General features: G+C 51.7%; 14 protein-coding genes, 3 tRNA genes and 4 rRNA genes. 17 read left to right on the top strand and 4 right to left on the bottom strand.

The annotated features are described in order from the left end of the window. Positions 1–18: 18 nt before the first annotated feature. Entirely contained in the window at positions 19–954 is a 936-nt protein-coding gene (fmt, locus tag V2154_RS19735; RefSeq protein ID WP_353503544.1) for a methionyl-tRNA formyltransferase, read from the bottom strand. A 25-nt stretch (positions 955–979) separates the two neighbouring features. Then, entirely contained in the window at positions 980–1,492 is a 513-nt protein-coding gene (gene def / locus V2154_RS19730) for a peptide deformylase (protein WP_034793647.1), read from the bottom strand. Positions 1,493–1,621: 129 nt separating this feature from the next. Between def and dprA the strand changes: the two genes are divergently transcribed. From dprA to aroE, 5 genes are read left to right on the top strand one after another with little or no spacing between them, the layout of a single operon-like run. Next, on the top strand, positions 1,622–2,791 hold the full coding sequence (dprA, locus tag V2154_RS19725) for a DNA-protecting protein DprA (RefSeq protein ID WP_353503543.1): 1,170 nt from the start codon (positions 1,622–1,624) through the stop codon (positions 2,789–2,791). Further along, positions 2,763–3,236 carry a DUF494 family protein gene (locus V2154_RS19720; protein WP_034793645.1) on the top strand — a complete coding sequence of 158 codons (474 nt, stop codon included), beginning with the start codon at positions 2,763–2,765 and terminating at the stop codon, positions 3,234–3,236. Before dprA ends, V2154_RS19720 begins: the two co-directional genes overlap by 29 nt. Positions 3,237–3,259: 23 nt before the next feature. Further along, a complete protein-coding gene (locus tag V2154_RS19715) occupies positions 3,260–3,820 on the top strand; it encodes a DNA topoisomerase family protein (RefSeq protein WP_353503542.1) in 561 nt (186 codons plus the stop codon). Continuing rightward, entirely contained in the window at positions 3,813–4,382 is a 570-nt protein-coding gene (tsaC, locus tag V2154_RS19710; protein WP_353503541.1) for an L-threonylcarbamoyladenylate synthase type 1 TsaC, read from the top strand. The genes V2154_RS19715 and tsaC overlap by 8 nt, the downstream gene beginning before the upstream one ends. Before the next feature lie 11 nt (positions 4,383–4,393). After that, on the top strand, positions 4,394–5,212 hold the full coding sequence (gene aroE / locus V2154_RS19705) for a shikimate dehydrogenase (protein ID WP_353503540.1): 819 nt from the start codon (positions 4,394–4,396) through the stop codon (positions 5,210–5,212). Between the two features lie 75 nt (positions 5,213–5,287). Here aroE and V2154_RS19700 read toward each other — a convergent pair whose 3' ends face one another. Beyond that, on the bottom strand, positions 5,288–5,839 hold the full coding sequence (locus V2154_RS19700; RefSeq protein ID WP_353503539.1) for a gamma carbonic anhydrase family protein: 552 nt from the start codon (positions 5,837–5,839) through the stop codon (positions 5,288–5,290). Between the two features lie 527 nt (positions 5,840–6,366). On the opposite strand from V2154_RS19700, the gene V2154_RS19695 reads away from it, so the two are divergent. From V2154_RS19695 to aceK, 11 genes are all read left to right on the top strand, one after another. Next, positions 6,367–7,909 (top strand): 16S ribosomal RNA (locus V2154_RS19695). A gap of 71 nt (positions 7,910–7,980) precedes the next feature. Beyond that, positions 7,981–8,057: transfer RNA gene (locus tag V2154_RS19690), tRNA-Ile, on the top strand. 131 nt (positions 8,058–8,188) lie between these two features. Continuing rightward, a tRNA-Ala gene (locus V2154_RS19685) sits at positions 8,189–8,264 on the top strand. 206 nt (positions 8,265–8,470) lie between these two features. Continuing rightward, positions 8,471–11,377: ribosomal RNA gene (locus tag V2154_RS19680) — 23S ribosomal RNA — on the top strand. A 120-nt stretch (positions 11,378–11,497) separates the two neighbouring features. Then, positions 11,498–11,613, top strand: a 5S ribosomal RNA gene (gene rrf, locus V2154_RS19675). Between the two features lie 50 nt (positions 11,614–11,663). Next, positions 11,664–11,739: transfer RNA gene (locus V2154_RS19670), tRNA-Thr, on the top strand. A 37-nt stretch (positions 11,740–11,776) separates the two neighbouring features. Then, positions 11,777–11,892: ribosomal RNA gene (gene rrf / locus V2154_RS19665) — 5S ribosomal RNA — on the top strand. The 16S, 23S and 5S rRNA genes sit together here with 3 tRNA genes alongside, the layout of an rRNA operon. A 294-nt stretch (positions 11,893–12,186) precedes the next feature. Then, positions 12,187–13,116, top strand: a complete 930-nt coding sequence (gene metA / locus V2154_RS19660; protein WP_353503538.1) for a homoserine O-acetyltransferase MetA — start codon at positions 12,187–12,189, stop codon at positions 13,114–13,116. Between the two features lie 363 nt (positions 13,117–13,479). Continuing rightward, positions 13,480–15,078, top strand: a complete 1,599-nt coding sequence (gene aceB / locus V2154_RS19655; protein ID WP_353503537.1) for a malate synthase A — start codon at positions 13,480–13,482, stop codon at positions 15,076–15,078. A 48-nt stretch (positions 15,079–15,126) separates the two neighbouring features. Continuing rightward, positions 15,127–16,440: an isocitrate lyase gene (gene aceA / locus V2154_RS19650; protein ID WP_353503536.1), complete on the top strand. Its 1,314-nt coding sequence runs from the start codon at positions 15,127–15,129 to the stop codon at positions 16,438–16,440. A gap of 56 nt (positions 16,441–16,496) precedes the next feature. Beyond that, complete coding sequence (gene aceK, locus V2154_RS19645) at positions 16,497–18,257, top strand: bifunctional isocitrate dehydrogenase kinase/phosphatase (RefSeq protein WP_353503535.1); 1,761 nt, start codon at positions 16,497–16,499, stop codon at positions 18,255–18,257. 11 nt (positions 18,258–18,268) lie between these two features. On the opposite strand, the gene iclR is transcribed toward aceK, so the two are convergent. Next, positions 18,269–19,111, bottom strand: a complete 843-nt coding sequence (gene iclR, locus V2154_RS19640; RefSeq protein ID WP_353503534.1) for a glyoxylate bypass operon transcriptional repressor IclR — start codon at positions 19,109–19,111, stop codon at positions 18,269–18,271. A gap of 264 nt (positions 19,112–19,375) precedes the next feature. On the opposite strand from iclR, the gene metH reads away from it, so the two are divergent. Further along, positions 19,376–23,059, top strand: coding sequence for a methionine synthase (metH, locus tag V2154_RS19635; protein ID WP_437342042.1), 3,684 nt, complete (start codon positions 19,376–19,378; stop codon positions 23,057–23,059). Positions 23,060–23,091 lie beyond the last annotated feature (32 nt).

The following is a 23,091-nucleotide window of genomic DNA, read 5'->3' as shown; positions in this document are numbered from 1 at the left end:
GGGTACGCTTGGCAATGATTAGGCTAGAATATTGCCTTCAATGAACCATTCACGGCGTGAATTAAGGATATCTTGGACTGACATCGCTTTCTTACCTGCCGGCTGCAATTGCAAGATATTCAAAATACCGTCAGAGGTCGCGATCTGTATTCCGGCTTTCCCGGCGGCAATGACCGAGCCCGGTTGAGCCGTGGTTGGCTGCTCGAGTGCCTCGGCCTGCCAGACTTTTACCGGCTGCTCGTCAATAACGAAATAGCTCATTGGCCACGGATTGAAAGCGCGAATGCAGCGCTCAAGCTGTTTGGCGGAGAGCGACCAGTCTAAGCGCGCCTCTTCCTTACTCAGCTTTTCGGCATAGGTCACCAGAGCTTCATCCTGAACTTCCGGACGCGCCGTGCCTTCTGCTAACTGCTGCAATGTCGCCAGCATGCCGGTCGGGCCAAGTTCTGCAAGTTTGTTATACAGCGTGGCGCTAGTATCCTGCGGCTCAATATCGCATTCGATTTTGTGCAGCATGTTGCCGGTATCCAGACCAACGTCCATTTGCATGATGGTGATGCCAGTTTGGCTATCGCCCGCCCACAGAGAACGCTGAATCGGCGCGGCACCGCGCCAGCGCGGCAGCAGTGAACCATGGACATTGATGCAGCCCAGTTTTGGCATATCCAAAACAGCCTGTGGGAGGATTAACCCATAAGCCACCACCACCATCACATCCGCATTAAGTTCAGCGACCAGCTGTTGGCTCTCTGCCGGGCGTAAAGACTTAGGTTGGAATACCGGAATGCCGTGCTCGAGAGCCAGCGTTTTCACCGGGCTAGGCGTCAGCTTATTACCACGGCCAGCAGGGCGGTCTGGTTGAGTAAAGACCCCAACCACCTCATGTTCAGATGTTAAAAGCGCGTCAAGATGACGCGCTGCAAAGTCAGGTGTTCCTGCAAATATAATGCGCAAAGCTCATTCCTGTTATTGACGAAAATCAGTCAGCACGAGCGTTCAGCTTGGCCATTTTTTCCATCTTCTGGCGAATACGCTGGCGTTTCAGTGGAGACAAGTAATCCACGAAAAGCTTACCGACTAAGTGATCCATTTCATGCTGGATACAGATGGCCAGCAGGTCATCGGCCTCAAGCTCAAAACTCTTGCCATCGCGATCGAGTGCGCGGATTTTTACCTTCTCAGCGCGAGGAATCAAAGCACGCTGGTCAGGAATCGACAGGCAGCCTTCCTCGATACCCGTTTCGCCGCTCTGTTCCAGCAACTCAGGGTTAATCAGCACCAAACGCTCATCGCGGTTCTCAGAGACATCAATAACGATAATACGCTGGTGGATGTCTACCTGAGTTGCGGCCAAACCGATGCCTTCCTCGGCATACATGGTTTCGAACATATCATCCACGATTTGCTGGATTTCGGCGTTAACTTCTTTGACCGGCTTTGCAGTAATGCGAAGACGCTCGTCTGGGAAATGTAAGATGTTTAATACGGACATAAATTTTTTGGATCTTCATTCAAATGATTGACGATATATAGACTCTATTCTAGACATTTCCCGTCCTGATTGACAGCATCCTCTACCAATTGGAGCAGTAGCCAGCTGGCTTTATTAAGGAGGATGCGAGTGACACTTAGGGAAATGTGGTTACGTTTGTCAGCGATAAAGCGGCTGGATGCTGCCTCAATATGTCAGATCGTTGACGCATTTATTGATGATGGCAGGTGTGACGCCAAATCGCTCAGTTCTTACGGCCTGAGTGAAGAGCAAATCCAGCGTTTCTTCAATATTGAATCTCAACGTATTTTTACAGCTTTAAACTGGCTAGACGCTGAGTCACACCACTTCATCACGCTGCAAGATGCACACTACCCGTCGATGCTGAAGCACATCTCCTCGGCTCCGCCGGTGCTGTTTGTCAAAGGCCAACTCCCCGTATTGGCGACGCCCCAATTGGCCATGGTCGGCAGTCGTAACTACAGTGATTACGGCGAGCAGTGGGCGCAGTATTTTGCCGCGGGATTAGTGAGTAGCGGTTTTACTATTACTAGCGGGTTAGCTCTTGGGATTGATGGAATTAGCCATGCCGCCGCGCTAGAGGCGGGAGGAAACACCATCGCGGTATTGGGAAGCGGCTTGGCGAAGATCCACCCACGCAGTCACCTTGGGCTTGCCGATCGCATTCTAGAGAGCGGCGGCGCACTGATATCAGAACTCTGGCCTGACACTGCAGCGATGCCGGCTAACTTCCCCCGACGAAATCGAATTATCAGCGGCATGAGCGCCGGCGTGCTGGTGGTCGAAGCCTCTTTACGTAGCGGCTCTCTCATCACGGCGCGTTATGCGTTGGAACAAGACCGAGACGTCTTTGCCTTGCCCGGCCCGTTAGAGAATGCCACCAGTGTGGGGACTCACTGGCTTATCAAGCAGGGGGCTTATCTGGTCACTGAACCCAATGACATCGCAGAGCAAATTGGCAGTGGGCTGACCTGGTTGCCGGTGGCGGCAAGTGGCTTATCGTCACAAACTGCTCATGGAGCAGTTCAATCTGCAACAAAAGAGATTATTTATGCTCAAGACAACGAAGTTGAATTGCCATTTGCTGATGTGTTGGCTAACGTAGAATATGAGGTGACACCTGTTGACGTCGTCGCCGAACGTGCCGGCCAACCTGTGCCAGACGTGGTAGGTAAACTACTCGAACTGGAGTTAGCAGGATGGATCGCAGCTGTACCCGGCGGCTATGTCCGAATTAGGAGGGCAGGCCATGTTCGACGTACTAATGTACTTATTTGAAACTTACATTCATAACGAAGCGGAGATGAGTGTCGACCAGGATAGGTTAACCGCCGATTTGGCTGAAGCAGGCTTCCATCGGACCGATATCCACAATGCTTTAAATTGGCTTGAAAAGCTCGCCGAGCTGCAAGAAGGTGAAACCCCATCGCACTTACTGGATGCAGACCCCTTTGCATTGCGTGTTTATACCAATGAAGAGGCGGGGCGTCTTGATGTCGATTGCCGTGGTTTCTTGTTATTCCTCGAACAGATAAAAGTATTGAATTTCGATACCAGAGAAATGGTTATCGATCGTGTCATGGCTCTCGACACCGAAGAGTTTGATCTTGAAGATCTCAAATGGGTGGTCTTAATGGTGCTTTTCAATATCCCCGGATATGAAAATGCCTATGAGCAAATGGAAGAGTTACTATTTGAAGTTAATGATGGTTATCTGCATTAGAGATAACGGATAAAGCGTAACGTATGACAAAAGCAGCACTTTTTGCTGAAAAGCAAAATGAAACATGTCCGGAATGTGGGGCTGTATTGGTGATCCGCAGTGGTCGTCACGGCCCCTTTCTTAGTTGTTCGACATACCCCTCCTGCCAGTATATCCGTCCTTTAAAAAGTCAGGCAGACGGGCATGTTGTTAAAGTCCTTGAAGGTCAGTCATGCCCTAAATGCCACTCCACGATGGTGTTGCGTCAGGGGCGTTATGGCATGTTCATCGGGTGCAGTAATTACCCTGAATGTGACCATATCGAGACTATCGATAAACCTGAAGAAACCAGTCTGTCGTGTCCGCAATGCAAACAGGGCCACCTTCTTCAGCGTAAATCCCGCTTTGGCAAAGCCTTTCACGCCTGCAACCGTTACCCGGATTGCCAGTTTGCGATAAACAATAAACCTGTCGCCGGGCAATGCAGTCACTGCCAGTATCCGCTGTTAATGGAAAAGAAAACGGCTCAGGGAGTGAAGCTCTTTTGTGCCAGCAAGTCATGTGGCAAGGCTGTAAACGACATAAACAAAGATCAAGATGAATAACGATAAAGAAATCAATTTCACAGAAGTCCTTAACGCGCTGAACCAGCAGCAAGTGATTGCTTACCCGACAGAGGCCGTTTTTGGCCTGGGATGCGACCCTGATAGCGAGCTCGCAGTAGAAGAGTTACTCCGCCTCAAACGCCGTCCGCGTGAGAAAGGGCTGATCCTCATCGCCGATAACTATCAGCAGCTTCTCCCCTATATAGATGACAGCGCTCTGACTGATGAGCAGCGCCAGACCATTTTTTCCCAGTGGCCCGGCCCCGTGACTTGGGTGATGCCCGCGAAGGCGACGACGCCATCTTGGCTAACCGGCCAGTTCTCTTCACTCGCCGTGCGCGTCACCGACCATCCTTTGGTCAAAGAGCTGTGCAGCCGGTTTGGTAAGCCTCTGGTGTCGACCAGCGCGAATCTCAGCGGTCTTGAGCCTTGTCGCTTTGCCGAAGAAGTTAAACAACAGTTTGGCGACGAATTCCCAGTGTTGGAAGGCAATGTCGGCGGACGCCAAAATCCTTCAGAAATCAAAGATGCGCTGACTGGCCATCTTTTCCGTCAAGGTTAAGGAATCTTTCGATGCCCTCTTTCGCCGTTTTTGGCAATCCAATAGCGCACAGCAAATCCCCAAGAATTCATGCTCTTTTCGCCGAGCAAACTGGCATTGAGCATACTTATGGCACCGTGCTGGCGCCGCGTGACGAGTTCGCCGAGTATCTTGACGCTTTCTTTGCCGAGGGGGCGAAAGGAGCGAATGTGACCACGCCTTTCAAAGAGCAGGCTTTTGCGAAAGCAGATGAACTGACCGAAAGGGCTTCAATGGCGGGAGCGGTAAACACCCTCAAGAAGCTTGAGGATGGGCGGCTGCTGGGCGACAACACCGACGGCATCGGCATGCTCAGCGATCTTATCCGATTGAACATGTTGCATGAAAACGATCGCGTCCTGCTGGTGGGCGCGGGTGGTGCGGCGCGCGGCGTGATCCTTCCGCTGCTTTCCCATAACTGCAAGGTGACGTTGGTCAATCGCACCTTTAGCCGTGCAGAACATTTGAGCGAGCTGTTTAAAGGAAAAGGGGAGATCCGCGCTGTGCCGATGGAGGGTCTGGATAATGAGAAGTTTGATCTCATCATCAATGCCACGGCTTCCGGCATACACGGCGAGATCCCAGATTTACCTTCTTCTTTATTAACGGCCAACACCCGAATCTATGACATGTACTATCAACTTGGCCCAACGCCTTTTATAACCTGGGCGCAAGAACATGGCGTTCAAACCTGTTCGGACGGCTTAGGCATGCTGGTGGGGCAGGCCGCTCATGCATTCCATCTTTGGCATGGCGTTATGCCGGAGATTGAACCTGTCCTCAAGCAACTCAAGCAGGATTTACTGGGCTGATTAGATGCCAAAACGCCTGATTCGCGTTAACACGTTCAGGCGTTTCTTCTTATATAGAGTTTATTTCGGGAAGAGCTATTTTTGATCAGCATCGTCCAGATAAAGATCTTTCCACTTCACATAGTTATTCGATGAGTAAAGTAACCCTTCGAGCTCCTCGGCGCTCAGCTCCCTGATCTTCTTCACCGGGCTGCCTAGATAGAGATAACCACTCTCCAGTCTTTTGCCTGGGGGAACCAAACTCCCCGCGCCAATCATCACGTCATCTTCAACTATCGCACCATCGAGCAAAATCGATCCCATGCCGACCAAAACCCGATCGCCAATCTTGCAGCCATGCAGCATAGCTTTATGACCCACGGTGACATCCTCACCAATAATAAGGGGGAAGCCCTCCGGATTATGTTGGGATCGGTGGGTGACGTGCAGAACACTTCCGTCCTGAACATTGGTTCTACGGCCAATCACCACTTTATTTACGTCACCCCGAATAGCCACTAATGGCCAGATGCTGACGTCGTCAGCCAGATCAACTTCACCAATGACAACGCTCGAAGGATCAATCATCACGCGATCCCCCGTGGTGGGCGCCACACCTTGATAAGTGCGCAATGGATAGTGAGACATGAATTACCCCGTTAGAAAGACATTTATCCTTTGGGAATATAGCCCGTGAAGAAGGGATTACAAACTTACAGCGTCTGGGATCGAAGAGAAAATCAGCTTTTCGTGCAAGATCGCAACGAAAGGGTGGAAAAGTACGCAGTTGATCATTTTATTCGAAAAAACGCTTGTGGAAAAAACAGGGATCCCTATAATGCCGCTCCATCGACAGGGAACAACGTGAACAACATCACGAAGTGAACGAGTCGAAAAGATTAAAAACAGCGGCAACCGGGTGAAATAAACGGTTGACACTGAAAGAGGAAAGCGTAATATACGCCACCTCGAGTTGCCAAGCGAAAGCGCGTAACTCACTGCTCTTTAACAATTTATCAGACAATCTGTGTGGGCACTCACAAGACGATATCAGCCACTCCGGTGGCAAAAAATATCAAGTCTTAAAGAGTGACCAAGCAGTAATTCATTTAGTTGAATTATTACGAAAGTTAATTTTTGAGCACCGCTTCACGAGTTGAAGCAAATCGAACTTTTAATTGAAGAGTTTGATCATGGCTCAGATTGAACGCTGGCGGCAGGCCTAACACATGCAAGTCGAGCGGCAGCGGGAAGTAGCTTGCTACTTTGCCGGCGAGCGGCGGACGGGTGAGTAATGTCTGGGAAACTGCCTGATGGAGGGGGATAACTACTGGAAACGGTAGCTAATACCGCATGACCTCGCAAGAGCAAAGTGGGGGACCTTCGGGCCTCACGCCATCGGATGTGCCCAGATGGGATTAGCTAGTAGGTGAGGTAATGGCTCACCTAGGCGACGATCCCTAGCTGGTCTGAGAGGATGACCAGCCACACTGGAACTGAGACACGGTCCAGACTCCTACGGGAGGCAGCAGTGGGGAATATTGCACAATGGGCGCAAGCCTGATGCAGCCATGCCGCGTGTGTGAAGAAGGCCTTCGGGTTGTAAAGCACTTTCAGCGAGGAGGAAGGGTTCAGTGTTAATAGCACTGTGCATTGACGTTACTCGCAGAAGAAGCACCGGCTAACTCCGTGCCAGCAGCCGCGGTAATACGGAGGGTGCAAGCGTTAATCGGAATTACTGGGCGTAAAGCGCACGCAGGCGGTTTGTTAAGTCAGATGTGAAATCCCCGAGCTTAACTTGGGAACTGCATTTGAAACTGGCAAGCTAGAGTCTTGTAGAGGGGGGTAGAATTCCAGGTGTAGCGGTGAAATGCGTAGAGATCTGGAGGAATACCGGTGGCGAAGGCGGCCCCCTGGACAAAGACTGACGCTCAGGTGCGAAAGCGTGGGGAGCAAACAGGATTAGATACCCTGGTAGTCCACGCTGTAAACGATGTCGATTTGGAGGTTGTGGGCTTGACCCGTGGCTTCCGGAGCTAACGCGTTAAATCGACCGCCTGGGGAGTACGGCCGCAAGGTTAAAACTCAAATGAATTGACGGGGGCCCGCACAAGCGGTGGAGCATGTGGTTTAATTCGATGCAACGCGAAGAACCTTACCTACTCTTGACATCCAGAGAATTCGCTAGAGATAGCTTAGTGCCTTCGGGAACTCTGAGACAGGTGCTGCATGGCTGTCGTCAGCTCGTGTTGTGAAATGTTGGGTTAAGTCCCGCAACGAGCGCAACCCTTATCCTTTGTTGCCAGCACGTAATGGTGGGAACTCAAAGGAGACTGCCGGTGATAAACCGGAGGAAGGTGGGGATGACGTCAAGTCATCATGGCCCTTACGAGTAGGGCTACACACGTGCTACAATGGCATATACAAAGAGAAGCAAACTCGCGAGAGCAAGCGGACCTCATAAAGTATGTCGTAGTCCGGATTGGAGTCTGCAACTCGACTCCATGAAGTCGGAATCGCTAGTAATCGTAGATCAGAATGCTACGGTGAATACGTTCCCGGGCCTTGTACACACCGCCCGTCACACCATGGGAGTGGGTTGCAAAAGAAGTAGGTAGCTTAACCTTCGGGAGGGCGCTTACCACTTTGTGATTCATGACTGGGGTGAAGTCGTAACAAGGTAACCGTAGGGGAACCTGCGGTTGGATCACCTCCTTACCTAAAGATACGCATTGTGCAGTGTCCACACAGATTGTCTGATAGAAAGTAACGAGCAGAAATACCTTTATAGGCTTGTAGCTCAGGTGGTTAGAGCGCACCCCTGATAAGGGTGAGGTCGGTGGTTCAAGTCCACTCAGGCCTACCAAATTCTTCCTCATACCGCGTTGTCGCCACGAACTCGTTTGCGTAAGCAAACTTCGCATGGCTCCGCCTTGTCTGAGAAAGAATTAACTCTTTTACGAGTGGTAAATCAAAGGTATCTGTAAGTGACTGTATGGGGCTATAGCTCAGCTGGGAGAGCGCCTGCCTTGCACGCAGGAGGTCAGCGGTTCGATCCCGCTTAGCTCCACCATATCCATACAGCCTTTAAATAATACTTCAGAGTATATTGGAAACAGTATGCTGCGAAGTATTTTGCTCTTTAACAATCTGGAACAAGCTGAAAATTGAAACGACACAGCTGAAACTTATCTCTCCGTAGATGTACTGAGATAAGGAGTACCCTGTGTTGAGTCTCTCAAGACTTGCAAACCGAGGTGAAACACCTTCGGGTTGTGAGGTTAAGCGACTAAGCGTACACGGTGGATGCCTAGGCAGTCAGAGGCGATGAAGGGCGTGCTAATCTGCGAAAAGCGTCGGTAAGGTGATATGAACCGTTATACCCGACGATACCCGAATGGGGAAACCCAGTGTGATACGTCACACTATTGCATGGTGAATACATAGCCATGCAAGGCGAACCGGGGGAACTGAAACATCTAAGTACCCCGAGGAAAAGAAATCAACCGAGATTCCCCCAGTAGCGGCGAGCGAACGGGGAAGAGCCCAGAACCTGAATCAGTTTGTGCATTAGTGGAAGCGTCTGGAAGGTCGCACAGTATAGGGTGATAGTCCCGTACACAAAAATGCACTTATTGTGAGTTCGATGAGTAGGGCGGGACACGTGACATCCTGTCTGAATATGGGGGGACCATCCTCCAAGGCTAAATACTCCTGACTGACCGATAGTGAACCAGTACCGTGAGGGAAAGGCGAAAAGAACCCCGGCGAGGGGAGTGAAATAGAACCTGAAACCGTGTACGTACAAGCAGTGGGAGCCTACTTGTTGGGTGACTGCGTACCTTTTGTATAATGGGTCAGCGACTTATATTTTGTAGCAAGGTTAACCGAATAGGGGAGCCGTAGGGAAACCGAGTCTTAACTGGGCGTCAAGTTGCAAGGTATAGACCCGAAACCCGGTGATCTAGCCATGGGCAGGTTGAAGGTTGGGTAACACTAACTGGAGGACCGAACCGACTAATGTTGAAAAATTAGCGGATGACTTGTGGCTGGGGGTGAAAGGCCAATCAAACCGGGAGATAGCTGGTTCTCCCCGAAAGCTATTTAGGTAGCGCCTCGTGAACTCATCTTCGGGGGTAGAGCACTGTTTCGACTAGGGGGCCATCCCGGCTTACCAACTCGATGCAAACTACGAATACCGAAGAATGTTATCACGGGAGACACACGGCGGGTGCTAACGTCCGTCGTGAAGAGGGAAACAACCCAGACCGCCAGCTAAGGTCCCAAAGTCATGGTTAAGTGGGAAACGATGTGGGAAGGCATAGACAGCCAGGATGTTGGCTTAGAAGCAGCCATCATTTAAAGAAAGCGTAATAGCTCACTGGTCGAGTCGGCCTGCGCGGAAGATGTAACGGGGCTAAACCATGCACCGAAGCTGCGGCAGCGACGCTTAGGCGTTGTTGGGTAGGGGAGCGTTCTGTAAGCCGTTGAAGGTGGCCTGTGAGGGCTGCTGGAGGTATCAGAAGTGCGAATGCTGACATAAGTAACGATAATGCGGGTGAAAAACCCGCACGCCGGAAGACCAAGGGTTCCTGTCCAACGTTAATCGGGGCAGGGTGAGTCGACCCCTAAGGCGAGGCTGAAAAGCGTAGTCGATGGGAAACAGGTTAATATTCCTGTACTTGGTGTTACTGCGAAGGGGGGACGGAGAAGGCTAGGCTGGCCGGGCGACGGTTGTCCCGGTTCAAGCGTGTAGGGGTGTGGTCCTGGTAAATCCGGACTGCTTTAACCCTGAGGCGTGATAACGAGCCACTACGGTGGTGAAGTAGCTGATGCCCTGCTTCCAGGAAAAGCCTCTAAGCTCCAGGTAACACGAAATCGTACCCCAAACCGACACAGGTGGTCAGGTAGAGAATACTCAGGCGCTTGAGAGAACTCGGGTGAAGGAACTAGGCAAAATGGTGCCGTAACTTCGGGAGAAGGCACGCTGGCGCGTAGGTGAAGAGACTTGCTCTCGGAGCCGAAGCCAGTCGCAGATACCAGCTGGCTGCAACTGTTTAATAAAAACACAGCACTGTGCAAACACGAAAGTGGACGTATACGGTGTGACGCCTGCCCGGTGCCGGAAGGTTAATTGATGGGGTTATCCGCAAGGAGAAGCTCTTGATCGAAGCCCCGGTAAACGGCGGCCGTAACTATAACGGTCCTAAGGTAGCGAAATTCCTTGTCGGGTAAGTTCCGACCTGCACGAATGGCGTAATGATGGCCAGGCTGTCTCCACCCGAGACTCAGTGAAATTGAACTCGCTGTGAAGATGCAGTGTACCCGCGGCAAGACGGAAAGACCCCGTGAACCTTTACTATAGCTTGACACTGAACATTGAGCCTTGATGTGTAGGATAGGTGGGAGGCTTTGAAGCGTGGACGCCAGTCTGCGTGGAGCCAACCTTGAAATACCACCCTTTAATGTTTGATGTTCTAACTCGGCCCCCTGATCGGGGGTGAGGACAGTGTCTGGTGGGTAGTTTGACTGGGGCGGTCTCCTCCTAAAGAGTAACGGAGGAGCACGAAGGTTAGCTAATCACGGTCGGACATCGTGAGGTTAGTGCAATGGCATAAGCTAGCTTGACTGCGAGAGTGACGGCTCGAGCAGGTACGAAAGTAGGTCATAGTGATCCGGTGGTTCTGAATGGAAGGGCCATCGCTCAACGGATAAAAGGTACTCCGGGGATAACAGGCTGATACCGCCCAAGAGTTCATATCGACGGCGGTGTTTGGCACCTCGATGTCGGCTCATCACATCCTGGGGCTGAAGTAGGTCCCAAGGGTATGGCTGTTCGCCATTTAAAGTGGTACGCGAGCTGGGTTTAGAACGTCGTGAGACAGTTCGGTCCCTATCTGCCGTGGGCGTTGGAAGATTGAGAGGGGCTGCTCCTAGTACGAGAGGACCGGAGTGGACGCATCACTGGTGTTCGGGTTGTCATGCCAATGGCATTGCCCGGTAGCTAAATGCGGAAAAGATAAGCGCTGAAAGCATCTAAGCGCGAAACTTGCCTCGAGATGAGTCTTCCCTGTGGCTTTAAGCCACCTGAAGGGACGTTTAAGACTAAGACGTTGATAGGCTGGGTGTGTAAGTGCAGCGATGCATTGAGCTAACCAGTACTAATGACCCGAGAGGCTTAACCTTACAACACCGAAGGTGTTTTGGTCTGAGAGACGAGACGAGATTTTCAGCGAAGTTCCGAGATTGGTTCGCATGGCGAAGGAGGGTGAAAGCCTGATAACGCGGTGCGGATAACAGAATTTGCCTGGCGGCACTAGCGCGGTGGTCCCACCTGACCCCATGCCGAACTCAGAAGTGAAACGCCGTAGCGCCGATGGTAGTGTGGGGTCTCCCCATGCGAGAGTAGGGAACTGCCAGGCATCAAATTAGTAAATCTGCTGAATAAGCGGATGATTAGCAAGATTAGCGTGCTGATATGGCTCAGTTGGTAGAGCGCACCCTTGGTAAGGGTGAGGTCCCCAGTTCGACTCTGGGTATCAGCACCAGTAATAAGCGTAGAGTTCGGTAAATTAACAGAATTTGCCTGGCGGCACTAGCGCGGTGGTCCCACCTGACCCCATGCCGAACTCAGAAGTGAAACGCCGTAGCGCCGATGGTAGTGTGGGGTCTCCCCATGCGAGAGTAGGGAACTGCCAGGCATCAAATAAAAGCCAAGGCCCCGTACGCAAGTACGGGGCTTTTGCTTTTTTGCCTTCCGGCGGTTCTCTGCTGGATAATAAAGTAGGACAAGAGGCTTTTTCTTTTGAGTTCCCCCCAATAACGGCAAGTCTCCCTGTCCTCTCATCCTAATAGAACAAAATTAGCTAAACATATTACTTAAAGCTGAAGATTTCTCACCTTGAACATACCTCACTCGACTTTAATAGTGAAAACCGCTATTGTCGGGCATCTAGAAGTCTAAACGTATATACGGATGCAGTGAGGAAGTTGCTATGCCAATTCGGGTTCCTGATGAATTACCAGCAGTGAATTTTTTACGAAATGAGAACGTCTTTGTTATGACCTCATCTCGTGCAAAAACTCAGGAGATTCGACCGCTTAAGGTTTTGATCTTGAACCTAATGCCGAAGAAAATTGAGACTGAAAATCAATTTTTGCGCCTCCTTTCTAACTCACCCCTACAAATTGACGTTCAGCTTCTGCGCATTGATAGCCGCGAGTCAAAAAACACGCCTGCTGAGCATCTGAATAATTTCTACTGCGATTTTGAGGATATTCAGCACGAGAATTACGATGGTTTGATTGTCACTGGAGCACCACTTGGATTGGTGGATTTTTGCGATGTTGCCTATTGGCCACAGATTGAACGAGTGGTTCACTGGGCGAAAGAACATGTGACCTCCACGCTGTTCGTGTGCTGGGCGGTGCAGGCCGCTTTGAATGTGCTCTATGGCACGCCGAAAATGACGCGTGAAACCAAATTATCTGGCGTTTATCATCATCAAACCTTACAGCCGCTGGCTTTACTCACGCGCGGGTTTGATGAGAGCTTTTTAGCGCCGCATTCTCGCTATGCGGACTTCCCAACGCACGAGCTGCGCCAATACACCGATCTCGATATCCTAGCCGAATCCGAAGAGGCCGGTGCTTATCTCTTTGCGACCAAAGATAAGCGTATGGCTTTTGTGACTGGCCACCCTGAATACGATGCGGGCACGTTAGCCGGTGAATACCTGCGAGACAGAGATGCAGGTTTGTCTCCTGATATGCCATTTAACTACTTCCCGCAGGATAATCCTGCTTTATCGCCAAAGGCGACCTGGCGCAGCCATGGACATCTGTTATTCACCAACTGGCTAAATTATTACGTTTACCAGATCACTCCGTTTGATCTTCGCCAGATGAATCCTACCCTCGAATAGTCATAGGCTTTCATAGGCGAGCGTCTTGCTCGCCTCAATTATTAGTCTTCACTCCTCTTCCAGCTATCTCCCTATTAAATTCCAATCCTCCTTTTTTGTGAAAGTTAATTCCTTTTTAGAGAAAATATTTTCTCTCGTAACCTAATGATTAAAAGAAATAAAAAATAAAAACAAAAATAAAATGGAAATCGTTTTTGATTTTATGGGTTTAGTGATTACGCTTAGATCTTACTGAGGCTGCGTTTCGGTTGAGATTGTTGAGGTCAAATGATCCTGATGTCCGAGCCCTAGATCCTCTGAAATTAACCGGCCGGACCTTACTATTCCTGGCTGAAAGAGAAGAGATAAGTCAGGAGAATGCCAATGAATCAGCAGATAACCCATGCCCCTTTGCAATTTACCCGTAATTTAAGCAGTAACGACGCATTAATCCTGACAGACGAAGCGATCGATTTTCTGACAGAGCTGGTGACGCGCTTTAGCGCCTCCCGTCACCATCTTTTGCAGAGTCGGATTGAGCAGCAGCGCAAAATCGATCAGGGCCAGCTTCCGGATTTCATTTCGGAAACAAATTCCATTCGTGAAGGTATTTGGCAGATTAAAGGTATTCCCGTTGATTTGCAGGATAGAAGAGTGGAGATCACCGGGCCAGTTGAACGAAAAATGGTCATTAACGCCCTGAATGCTAATGTAAAAGTCTTCATGGCAGACTTTGAGGATTCGTTAGCTCCTGACTGGAATAAAGTGATCGAAGGTCAGATCAATTTGCGCGATGCCGTCAACGGGACCATCAGCTACACCAATGAAGCAGGAAAGATTTATCAGTTAAAACCCGATCCGGCGGTATTAGTATGCCGCGTACGCGGGTTGCATCTGCCAGAAAAACACATTCATTGGGAAGGAGAGCCAATCCCCGGTGGCTTGTTTGATTTCGCCATGTACTTTTTCCATAACTATCGCGCATTGCTGGCTAAAGGCAGCGGCCCGTACTTTTACCTGCCTAAAACCCAGTCTTATCAGGAAGCTGCTTGGTGGAACGACATCTTTAGTTTTGCGGAAGATTACGTCGACTTGCCGCGCGGAACCATTAAGGCGACCGTGCTGATTGAGACACTGCCCGCGGTCTTCCAAATGGATGAAATCCTCTACCACTTGCGCAGTCATATTGTGGGGCTTAACTGCGGGCGCTGGGACTATATCTTTAGCTATATCAAAACATTGAAAAATTATCCGGATCGCGTTTTGCCCGATCGTCAGGCTGTCACCATGACTCAGCCATTCCTCAGCGCCTATTCACGGCTGTTGATCAAAACTTGTCATCGTCGCGGTGCCTTTGCTATGGGGGGCATGGCCGCCTTCATTCCAAGCAAAGATACCCAGCGCAACGAGTGGGTGCTGAATAAAGTGAAGAGTGACAAAGAGTTAGAAGCCAAAAATGGTCATGACGGTACCTGGATTGCTCATCCGGGCCTCGCCGACACGGTAATGGCTATTTTCGACCGGGCACTGGGCGAACGTAAAAACCAGCTGGATGTTTCCCGTGACCAAGATGCCCCGATCTCCGCCAGCGAGCTGTTAGAGCCTTGCGCGGGGGAGCGAACCGAAGAGGGGATGCGCGCCAATATTCGCGTCGCCGTGCAATACATTGAAGCTTGGATCTCGGGCAACGGCTGCGTGCCGATTTACGGGCTGATGGAAGATGCCGCGACTGCTGAGATCTCCCGCACCTCCATTTGGCAGTGGATACATCATGGTAAAACCCTGAGTGACGGACAGCCTGTGACCAAGGCGCTGTTCCGCAAAATGCTTTGCGAAGAAATGCAGGTCATCCAGCAAGAGTTAGGTGAGCAGCGTTTCAGCGCCGGGCGATTTAGCGAGGCGGCGGCGCTGATGGAGCGCATCACCACTCAAGAAGAGCTGGTCGACTTCCTCACCTTGCCGGGCTATGCCCTGCTGGCTTAACGCACTTATCCCCTACAAACCCATAAAACAAAGAACAGGAAACTTGCCATGAAAAACTCACGTACTCAGCAAATTCAGCAGCTTGAAGAAAATTGGTCACAACCGCGTTGGGAGGGGATCACCCGCCCGTACAGTACTGCTGAAGTGATAAGCCTGCGTGGTTCGGTGAATCCAGAGTGCACGCTGGCGCAAAATGGCGCGAAACGCCTGTGGGGTTTATTGCACGGCGAGTCTCGTAAAGGCTATGTCAATTGCCTTGGGGCATTGACCGGCGGGCAGGCATTGCAACAAGCGAAAGCCGGTCTGGAAGCGATTTATCTTTCCGGTTGGCAGGTCGCGGCTGACGCCAATACCGCGTCGAGCATGTACCCGGACCAGTCGCTCTATCCGGTGAACTCTGTCCCTGAAGTGGTGAATCGCATTAACAATACTTTCCGCCGGGCTGATCAAATCCAGTGGGCGAATAATATTGAGCCAGGGCAGGCGGGCTACACCGATTACTTCTTACCTATTGTTGCCGATGCTGAGGCCGGTTTTGGCGGCGTGCTCAACGCGTTTGAGCTGATGAAAGCGATGATTGAGGCGGGTGCGGCGGCCGTTCACTTTGAAGACCAACTTGCTGCGGTGAAGAAATGCGGCCACATGGGCGGAAAAGTCTTGGTGCCGACTCAAGAAGCCGTGCAGAAGCTGGTTTCCGCCCGTTTAGCGGCCGATGTTCTCGGCGTACCTACGCTGCTGGTTGCGCGAACCGACGCGGACGCGGCTGACTTATTAACCTCAGATTGCGACCCTTACGACAGCGAATTTATCACCGGTGAACGCACGCCTGAAGGCTTCTACCGCACCCACGCGGGGATTGAGCAGGCCATCAGCCGTGGCTTGGCCTATGCGCCTTATGCCGACATTGTTTGGTGTGAGACTTCCACCCCAGATTTGGAGCTGGCCCAGCGTTTTGCCGATGCTATCCACGCTCGTTTCCCCGGCAAGTTATTGGCCTACAACTGCTCGCCTTCTTTCAACTGGAAGAAGAATCTGGATGACAAAACCATCGCCAGCTTCCAGCAGCGGCTTGCCGACATGGGCTACCAGTACCAGTTCATCACGCTGGCGGGCATCCACAGCATGTGGTTCAACATGTTCGATTTAGCCCATGCCTACGCGCAGGGAGAGGGCATGAAACACTATGTGGAAAAAGTTCAGGAGCCAGAATTTGCTGCTGTGAATCGCGGTTACACCTTTGCCTCGCACCAGCAAGAGGTTGGCACCGGCTATTTCGACAAGGTGACCACCATCATTCAGGGTGGCCGCTCGTCAGTCACGGCGCTCACCGGCTCGACCGAAGAACAACAGTTCGGTACCTGATTTTATCGGCCCGGCTTGTCCGGGCCTGCTGACGTATGGCGGCAGGGGAGCAGATTATGCGGATAGAGTTGCTGATAGCACAGACGATATTGCAGGGTTTTGATGCTCAATATGGCCGATTTCTTGAGGTGACTGCTGGCGCCCAGCAGCGATTTGAACAGGCTGATTGGAAAGCCGTACAGGCGGCAATGAAGCAGCGTATTCATCTCTATGACCATCACGTTGGGCTGGTGGTGGCTCAGCTTAAATGCATCACCGGCGCTCATTTCTACGATGCCTCTTTCCTGAAAACCGTAAAGCAGTTTTACAGCCAGCTCTTACCGGAATACCCCCGCGCTGAGATCGCGGAGAGCTTCTTTAATTCAGTTTATTGCCGGATTTTCAAACACCGCGATTTAACCGAAGAAAGGCTGTTTGTGTTCACTGAGCAGCCTGATGCTCACCTGCGTAATGGTACTCGCCCGCTGTTTCGCCGCTATGAGTCGCAAAGCCATGTTCGCCAGATGCTGCTGTCGATACTGGCTGACTTACCCTTGCGTTTGGAATGGGAAGAGAGAGAGCGGGATGTCGATTATATCTTGGCAAGTTTGCAGAAAACCTATTCTCAACAGACATTGTCTACGGTTGTTATCGATGTCGCCACTGAGCTGTTCTATCGCAATAAAGCCGCATGGCTGATTGGCAAAATGCACATAGCCGGCCAGACTCTACCTTTTCTACTGCCGATTCACCGAAGTCTGAATGGCCAACTCTTTGTTGATACCTGCCTGACCAAAAATGACGATGCCAGTATTGTCTTTGGGTTCGCCCGCTCCTATTTCATGGTGTATGCCCCTCAGCCCGCCGCGCTGGTGGAATGGCTGCGTGAAATTTTACCCGGCAAAACCACCGCCGAGCTGTATAGCGCCATCGGCTGTCAGAAGCATGCCAAAACCGAATGCTATCGCGAACATTTGCGCTTTATGGCAAATACTCAGCAGCCGTTTATTATCGCGCCGGGCGTCAAAGGCATGGTGATGCTGGTCTTTACTTTGGCGGAAAGTGACCGCGTTTTCAAAGTGATTAAAGATAATTTTGCTCCGCAAAAAGAGGTGACCGAGGCGCAGGTGAAAGCCTGTTATCAATTGGTCAAAGAGCATGATCGCGTGGGGCGTATGGCGGATACACAGGAGTTTGAGCATTTCGCCTTAGCCAAGAAAGATATCAGTCCTGAACTAATGGATGAGCTATTGCGCGAGGTGCCGAGCAAAATCGAAGATCTTGGCGACAGCATTCTGATACGCCATTTGTATATTGAACGGCGCATGACGCCGCTGAATATCTACCTCGAAACTGCCACTGACCCGCAATTGCACGATATAATTGAAGAGTATGGCAACGCCATTAAGCAGCTGGCCGCGGCGAATATCTTCCCTGGCGATATGCTGTTTAAAAACTTCGGCGTCACCCGGCACGGTCGGGTGGTGTTTTATGATTACGATGAAATCTGTTACATGACGGACGTTAATTTCCGCGCCATTCCCGCCGCGCGCTACCCCGAAGATGAGCTAGCCAGTGAACCTTGGTACAGCACCTCGCCGCAAGACGTGTTTCCCGAAGAATTCCGCCATTTCCTGTGCAGCGACAAAAGAATAAAGCCGCTGTTTGAGATGTTACATGGCGATCTTTTTGACGTGGAGTATTGGCAGAAAGTGCAGCAACGCATCCTTGCTGGCGAAGTTGACGACGTCTACGCCTATCGTCGCCAACAACGCTTTAGTCAACGCCGAGATGAAAAAGCCTGGGCTGAGATACCGGCTATCACTTCCCTGTCATAGCCCGATAAGAATTAATGCTTCCCGCCGCCGTAAGCCTGAGTGATCTCTTTGGCCGCGTGAATCACCAGCGCGCCCAGCTCCGTCACGCGGTCGTCAGTAATACGCGATATCGGCCCTGAAATCGAAATAGCCGCATAGGCGTCGTTATGCTCGTCGTAAATGCAGGTCGCCACACAACGCAGCCCCAGCGCATGTTCTTCATCATCAAAGGCATAGCCTCGTTTACGGGTATCCGCCAACTCCTGTTTTAAGTTGGCAGGAGAGGTGCGAGTCAGCGGCGTATAGCTGTGCAGTCCGATTTTATGCAGCAGCTTCACCAGCCTGTCTTCAGGCAAGGTGGAGAGGAAAGCTTTCCCCGCTCCCGAGGCGTGCATCGGCAGTTTGCCACCGATAGGCGCCGACATTCTCATCAGCGCGTTGCACTGCACCTGATCGATAATAATCGCCTGATAGTCGCTGTGATCCAGCACGGCCAGATTGACCGTCTCGCCTGATTCCTCCATTAATCGACGCAGCATTGGATGCACCATTGCCAGCAAATTACGGCTTTGCAGGAAGCTGCTGCCGACCACAAACGCGTGGGAGCCGATAGTCCACAGCCCTAAATCACCCACCTGACGAACAAAACCCTGCTGTTGCATGGTGGTTAGCAACCGGTGGGTGGTTGAGTTCGGCAGACCGGCCTGCTGGGCTAAATCTGTGAGCGCCACGCTGCCCTGAGCTTCCGCGATATATTCTAATAATTTTAGGCCACGGGTTAATGACTGCACTTGTCCGGTGGCGGCGCTGCCCGAGGCGGCAGCGGCTTTGGCTTTTTTCACTCGTTTGGCCGAGGTGGTCACTGGCGTTGCCATGGGCCTTTTCCTTGTAAGATGCGCTAATTAGCGAGGAATAAAAGTTATTTTGGAATTCATTTTCGTTTTTACAGTATGGATCGCAACCTGCATTTCCGCTCATCCGATGTGTTGCATTCGCCCTGCGAGATGCATTCCTAAATTGAAAAAGTCTCACCAAGTCCTGAGCTTTGGCCCTTGGAAGGTATGCTAGGATGCTTTTCATGGTTTCCGGCGATTGCTAAGGGTTTGGCCGGTGGTGAACGACAGGTGATTGAGGTGAAAGTGACAAATCAAGTTGAGGCACTACGCAACCAGTTAGCGCAGCGCATTATGGTATTGGACGGCGGCATGGGGACGATGATCCAAAGTTATCGTCTGGAAGAAGCGGATTATCGCGGCGAGCGTTTTGCCAATTGGGAAAGCGATCTCAAAGGGAATAACGATCTTCTGGTGCTGACCAAACCAGAGGTGATCACCGCTATTCATTATGCCTATCTTGAGGCTGGCGCTGACATTCTCGAAACCAACACCTTCAACTCAACCACCATCGCCATGGCTGACTACCATATGGAGTCACTTTCAGCCGAAATTAACTACGAGGCCGCCCGCCTGGCGAGGATTTGTGCCGATGAATGGACGGCGCGCACTCCTGAAAAGCCGCGTTACGTCGCGGGCGTGCTTGGCCCGACTAACCGCACTGCGTCAATTTCACCTGATGTTAACGATCCGGCATTCCGTAATGTCACCTTTGATCAGCTGGTGGCTGCCTACCGAGAGTCGACTCGCGCCCTGATCGAAGGCGGTGCGGATCTGATCATGATTGAAACCGTGTTCGATACCTTGAATGCCAAAGCTGCTACCTTCGCCGTGGAAACGGAGTTCGAAGCGATGGGCGTCATTCTTCCAGTTATGATCTCAGGCACCATCACCGATGCCTCGGGGCGCACGCTCTCCGGGCAAACCACCGAAGCTTTCTATAACTCTCTGCGCCACGTTAAACCGCTAACCTTTGGCCTGAACTGCGCCCTTGGCCCTGACGAGTTGCGCCAATACGTGGCCGAGCTGTCCCGGATTTCAGAATGTTATGTCACAGCTCACCCCAACGCCGGTTTGCCAAATGCTTTTGGTGAATACGATCTTGGCGCAAAAGAGATGGCGGAGCATATTGGCGAATGGGCGCGCTCTGGCTTCTTGAATATCGTCGGCGGTTGCTGTGGCACCACCCCTGAGCACATTGCGGCGATAGCTAAAGTGGTTGAAGGCGTGCCGCCACGCCAACTGCCGGAGATCCCGGTGGCTTGCCGTCTGGCCGGGCTGGAGCCGTTAACCATTGATGCTCAAACCCTGTTTGTGAACGTCGGGGAGAGGACTAACGTTACCGGCTCGGCGCGTTTTAAACGTCTTATTAAAGAAGAAAAATATAATGAAGCTCTGGAAGTGGCTCTCCAGCAGGTGGAAAGCGGCGCGCAGATCATTGATATCAATATGGACGAAGGCATGTTGGATGCCGAAGCCGCCATGGTGCGTTTTCTGAATCTGATTGCCGGTGAGCCTGACATTGCCCGCGTGCCTATCATGATTGACTCATCCAAGTGGGACGTCATCGAAAAGGGGCTGAAGTGTATTCAGGGCAAAGGCATCGTGAACTCCATTTCGATGAAAGAGGGCGAAGAAGCCTTCCTGAATCATGCGCGTAAAGTGCGTCGCTATGGTGCCGCGATGGTGGTGATGGCATTTGACGAAGTGGGGCAGGCTGATACTCGCGCGCGCAAAATCGAGATCTGTCGCCGCGCCTATAAACTGTTGACCGAAGAGGTGCGTTTCCCGCCGGAAGACATTATTTTCGACCCGAATATCTTCGCTGTGGCGACGGGTATTGAAGAGCATAACAATTACGCTGTGGACTTCATTGAGGCCTGCGCGGACATCAAAGAACAGCTGCCTCACGCGATGATCTCCGGCGGCGTGTCTAACGTCTCCTTCTCATTTCGTGGCAATGAGCCTGTGCGTGAAGCGATCCACGCCGTATTCCTGTATCACGCCATCCGCAACGGCATGGACATGGGGATCGTCAACGCCGGCCAGCTGGCGATCTACGATGATCTCTCCACCGAATTACGCGATGCCGTTGAAGATGTGATCCTTAACCGTCGTGATGACGGCACAGAGCGCCTGTTGGATCTGGCGGAAAAATATCGTGGCAATAAAGACGATGGCGAAGCCAATAAACAGCAGGCTGAGTGGCGCAGCTGGGAAGTGCGTAAACGTCTGGAATATTCGCTGGTTAAAGGAATTACAGAATTTATCGAAGTCGATACCGAAGAGGCGCGACAGCTGTCGGCTCGCCCAATAGAGGTGATTGAAGGGCCGCTGATGGACGGCATGAACGTGGTCGGGGACCTGTTTGGCGAAGGCAAAATGTTCCTGCCACAAGTGGTGAAATCTGCCCGTGTCATGAAACAGGCGGTGGCCTATCTCGAGCCTTATATTGAGGCCAGCAAAGAGAAGGGCCAGACCAACGGAAAAATCCTGCTGGCGACGGTGAAGGGCGATGTCCATGACATTGGTAAAAATATCGTCGGCGTGGTTTTACAGTGTAATAACTATGAAATCATCGACTTGGGTGTGATGGTGCCGACCGATAAAATCCTCAAAACGGCGATTGAAGAGAATGTCGATATCATCGGGCTGTCAGGGCTAATCACCCCATCGCTGGATGAAATGGTTAACGTTGCCAAAGAGATGGAGCGCCGTGGCTTCACCATTCCTCTGCTGATTGGCGGTGCAACGACCTCGAAAGCCCATACCGCCGTGAAAATTGAGCAGAACTACAGCGGCCCGACGACTTATGTACAGAATGCCTCGCGCTCGGTGGGGGTAGTCTCAGCGCTGCTTTCGAGCACCCAGCGCGATGATTTTGTTGCCCGTACTCGTAAAGAATACGAAACCGTGCGTATTCAGCACGGCCGCAAAAAGCCGCGTACGCCGCCAGTCAGTCTTGAAACCGCGCGCGACAACGCCACTGTGATCGATTGGGAAAGTTATACCCCACCGGTGGCCCATCGCCTTGGCGTGCAGAAGGTGGAAGCCAGCATAGAGACATTGAGAAACTACATCGACTGGACGCCTTTCTTTATGACCTGGGCGCTGGCGGGTAAATATCCGCGCATTCTGGAAGATGAAGTGGTGGGCGAAGAAGCCAAACGCTTATTCAAAGACGCCAATGACCTGCTCGATAAGCTCTCGAACGAGAAGTTACTGAATCCGCGTGGCGTGGTGGGGCTGTTCCCGGCTAACCGCGTAGGCGATGATATTGAAATTTATAGCGATGAGCGCCGCCAAGAGGTGCTGGTGGTCAGCCACCATCTGCGTCAGCAAACGGAGAAAACCGATTTTGCTAACTACTGTTTAGCCGACTTTGTGGCACCGAAATCCAGTGGCAAAAAAGACTATATGGGCGCCTTTGCGGTGACCGGCGGGCTGGAAGAAGATGCCTTGGCCGAGGCCTATGACAACCAGCACGACGACTACAACAAAATTATGGTCAAAGCTCTGGCAGACCGTCTGGCGGAGGCCTTTGCCGAATATCTGCATGAGCGCGTACGTAAAGTCTATTGGGGGTTCGCGCCGAGCGAGAGCCTGAGCAACGAAGAGCTGATCCGTGAAAACTACCAAGGTATTCGCCCTGCGCCGGGCTATCCGGCTTGCCCTGAGCACACCGAGAAAGGTGAGATCTGGAAACTGCTGGACGTGGAAACTAACACCGGCATGCGGCTGACCGAATCCTTCGCCATGTGGCCTGGAGCGGCGGTATCAGGCTGGTACTTCAGCCACCCTGAAAGTAAGTATTTCGCCGTGGCCCAGATACAGCGCGATCAGGTGGAAGACTACGCGGCACGCAAAAATATGCCGATTGCCGAAGTCGAGCGTTGGCTGGCACCAAACCTTGGCTACGACGCCGACTAGTTAACCTTTACCCGTTATCCTTCGAACTGACT

Source organism: Ewingella sp. CoE-038-23, assembly GCF_040419245.1.
In the GTDB taxonomy this organism is placed as follows: Bacteria; Pseudomonadota; Gammaproteobacteria; order Enterobacterales; family Enterobacteriaceae; genus Ewingella; species Ewingella allii.
Note: the sequence above shows the minus strand (reverse complement) of the source record. Positions and strands in the feature narration are given on the sequence as shown.

Excerpts from the sequence above, each read along its gene's own strand:
- def (WP_034793647.1), bottom strand. The coding sequence starts at position 1,492 with ATGTCCGTATTAAACATCTTACATTTCCCAGACGAGCGTCTTCGCATT.
- V2154_RS19720 (WP_034793645.1), top strand. The coding sequence starts at position 2,763 with ATGTTCGACGTACTAATGTACTTATTTGAAACTTACATTCATAACGAA.
- V2154_RS19715 (WP_353503542.1), top strand. The coding sequence starts at position 3,260 with ATGACAAAAGCAGCACTTTTTGCTGAAAAGCAAAATGAAACATGTCCG.
- tsaC (WP_353503541.1), top strand. The coding sequence starts at position 3,813 with ATGAATAACGATAAAGAAATCAATTTCACAGAAGTCCTTAACGCGCTG.
- aroE (WP_353503540.1), top strand. The coding sequence starts at position 4,394 with ATGCCCTCTTTCGCCGTTTTTGGCAATCCAATAGCGCACAGCAAATCC.
- V2154_RS19700 (WP_353503539.1), bottom strand. The coding sequence starts at position 5,839 with ATGTCTCACTATCCATTGCGCACTTATCAAGGTGTGGCGCCCACCACG.
- metA (WP_353503538.1), top strand. The coding sequence starts at position 12,187 with ATGCCAATTCGGGTTCCTGATGAATTACCAGCAGTGAATTTTTTACGA.
- aceB (WP_353503537.1), top strand. The coding sequence starts at position 13,480 with ATGAATCAGCAGATAACCCATGCCCCTTTGCAATTTACCCGTAATTTA.
- aceA (WP_353503536.1), top strand. The coding sequence starts at position 15,127 with ATGAAAAACTCACGTACTCAGCAAATTCAGCAGCTTGAAGAAAATTGG.
- aceK (WP_353503535.1), top strand. The coding sequence starts at position 16,497 with ATGCGGATAGAGTTGCTGATAGCACAGACGATATTGCAGGGTTTTGAT.
- iclR (WP_353503534.1), bottom strand. The coding sequence starts at position 19,111 with ATGGCAACGCCAGTGACCACCTCGGCCAAACGAGTGAAAAAAGCCAAA.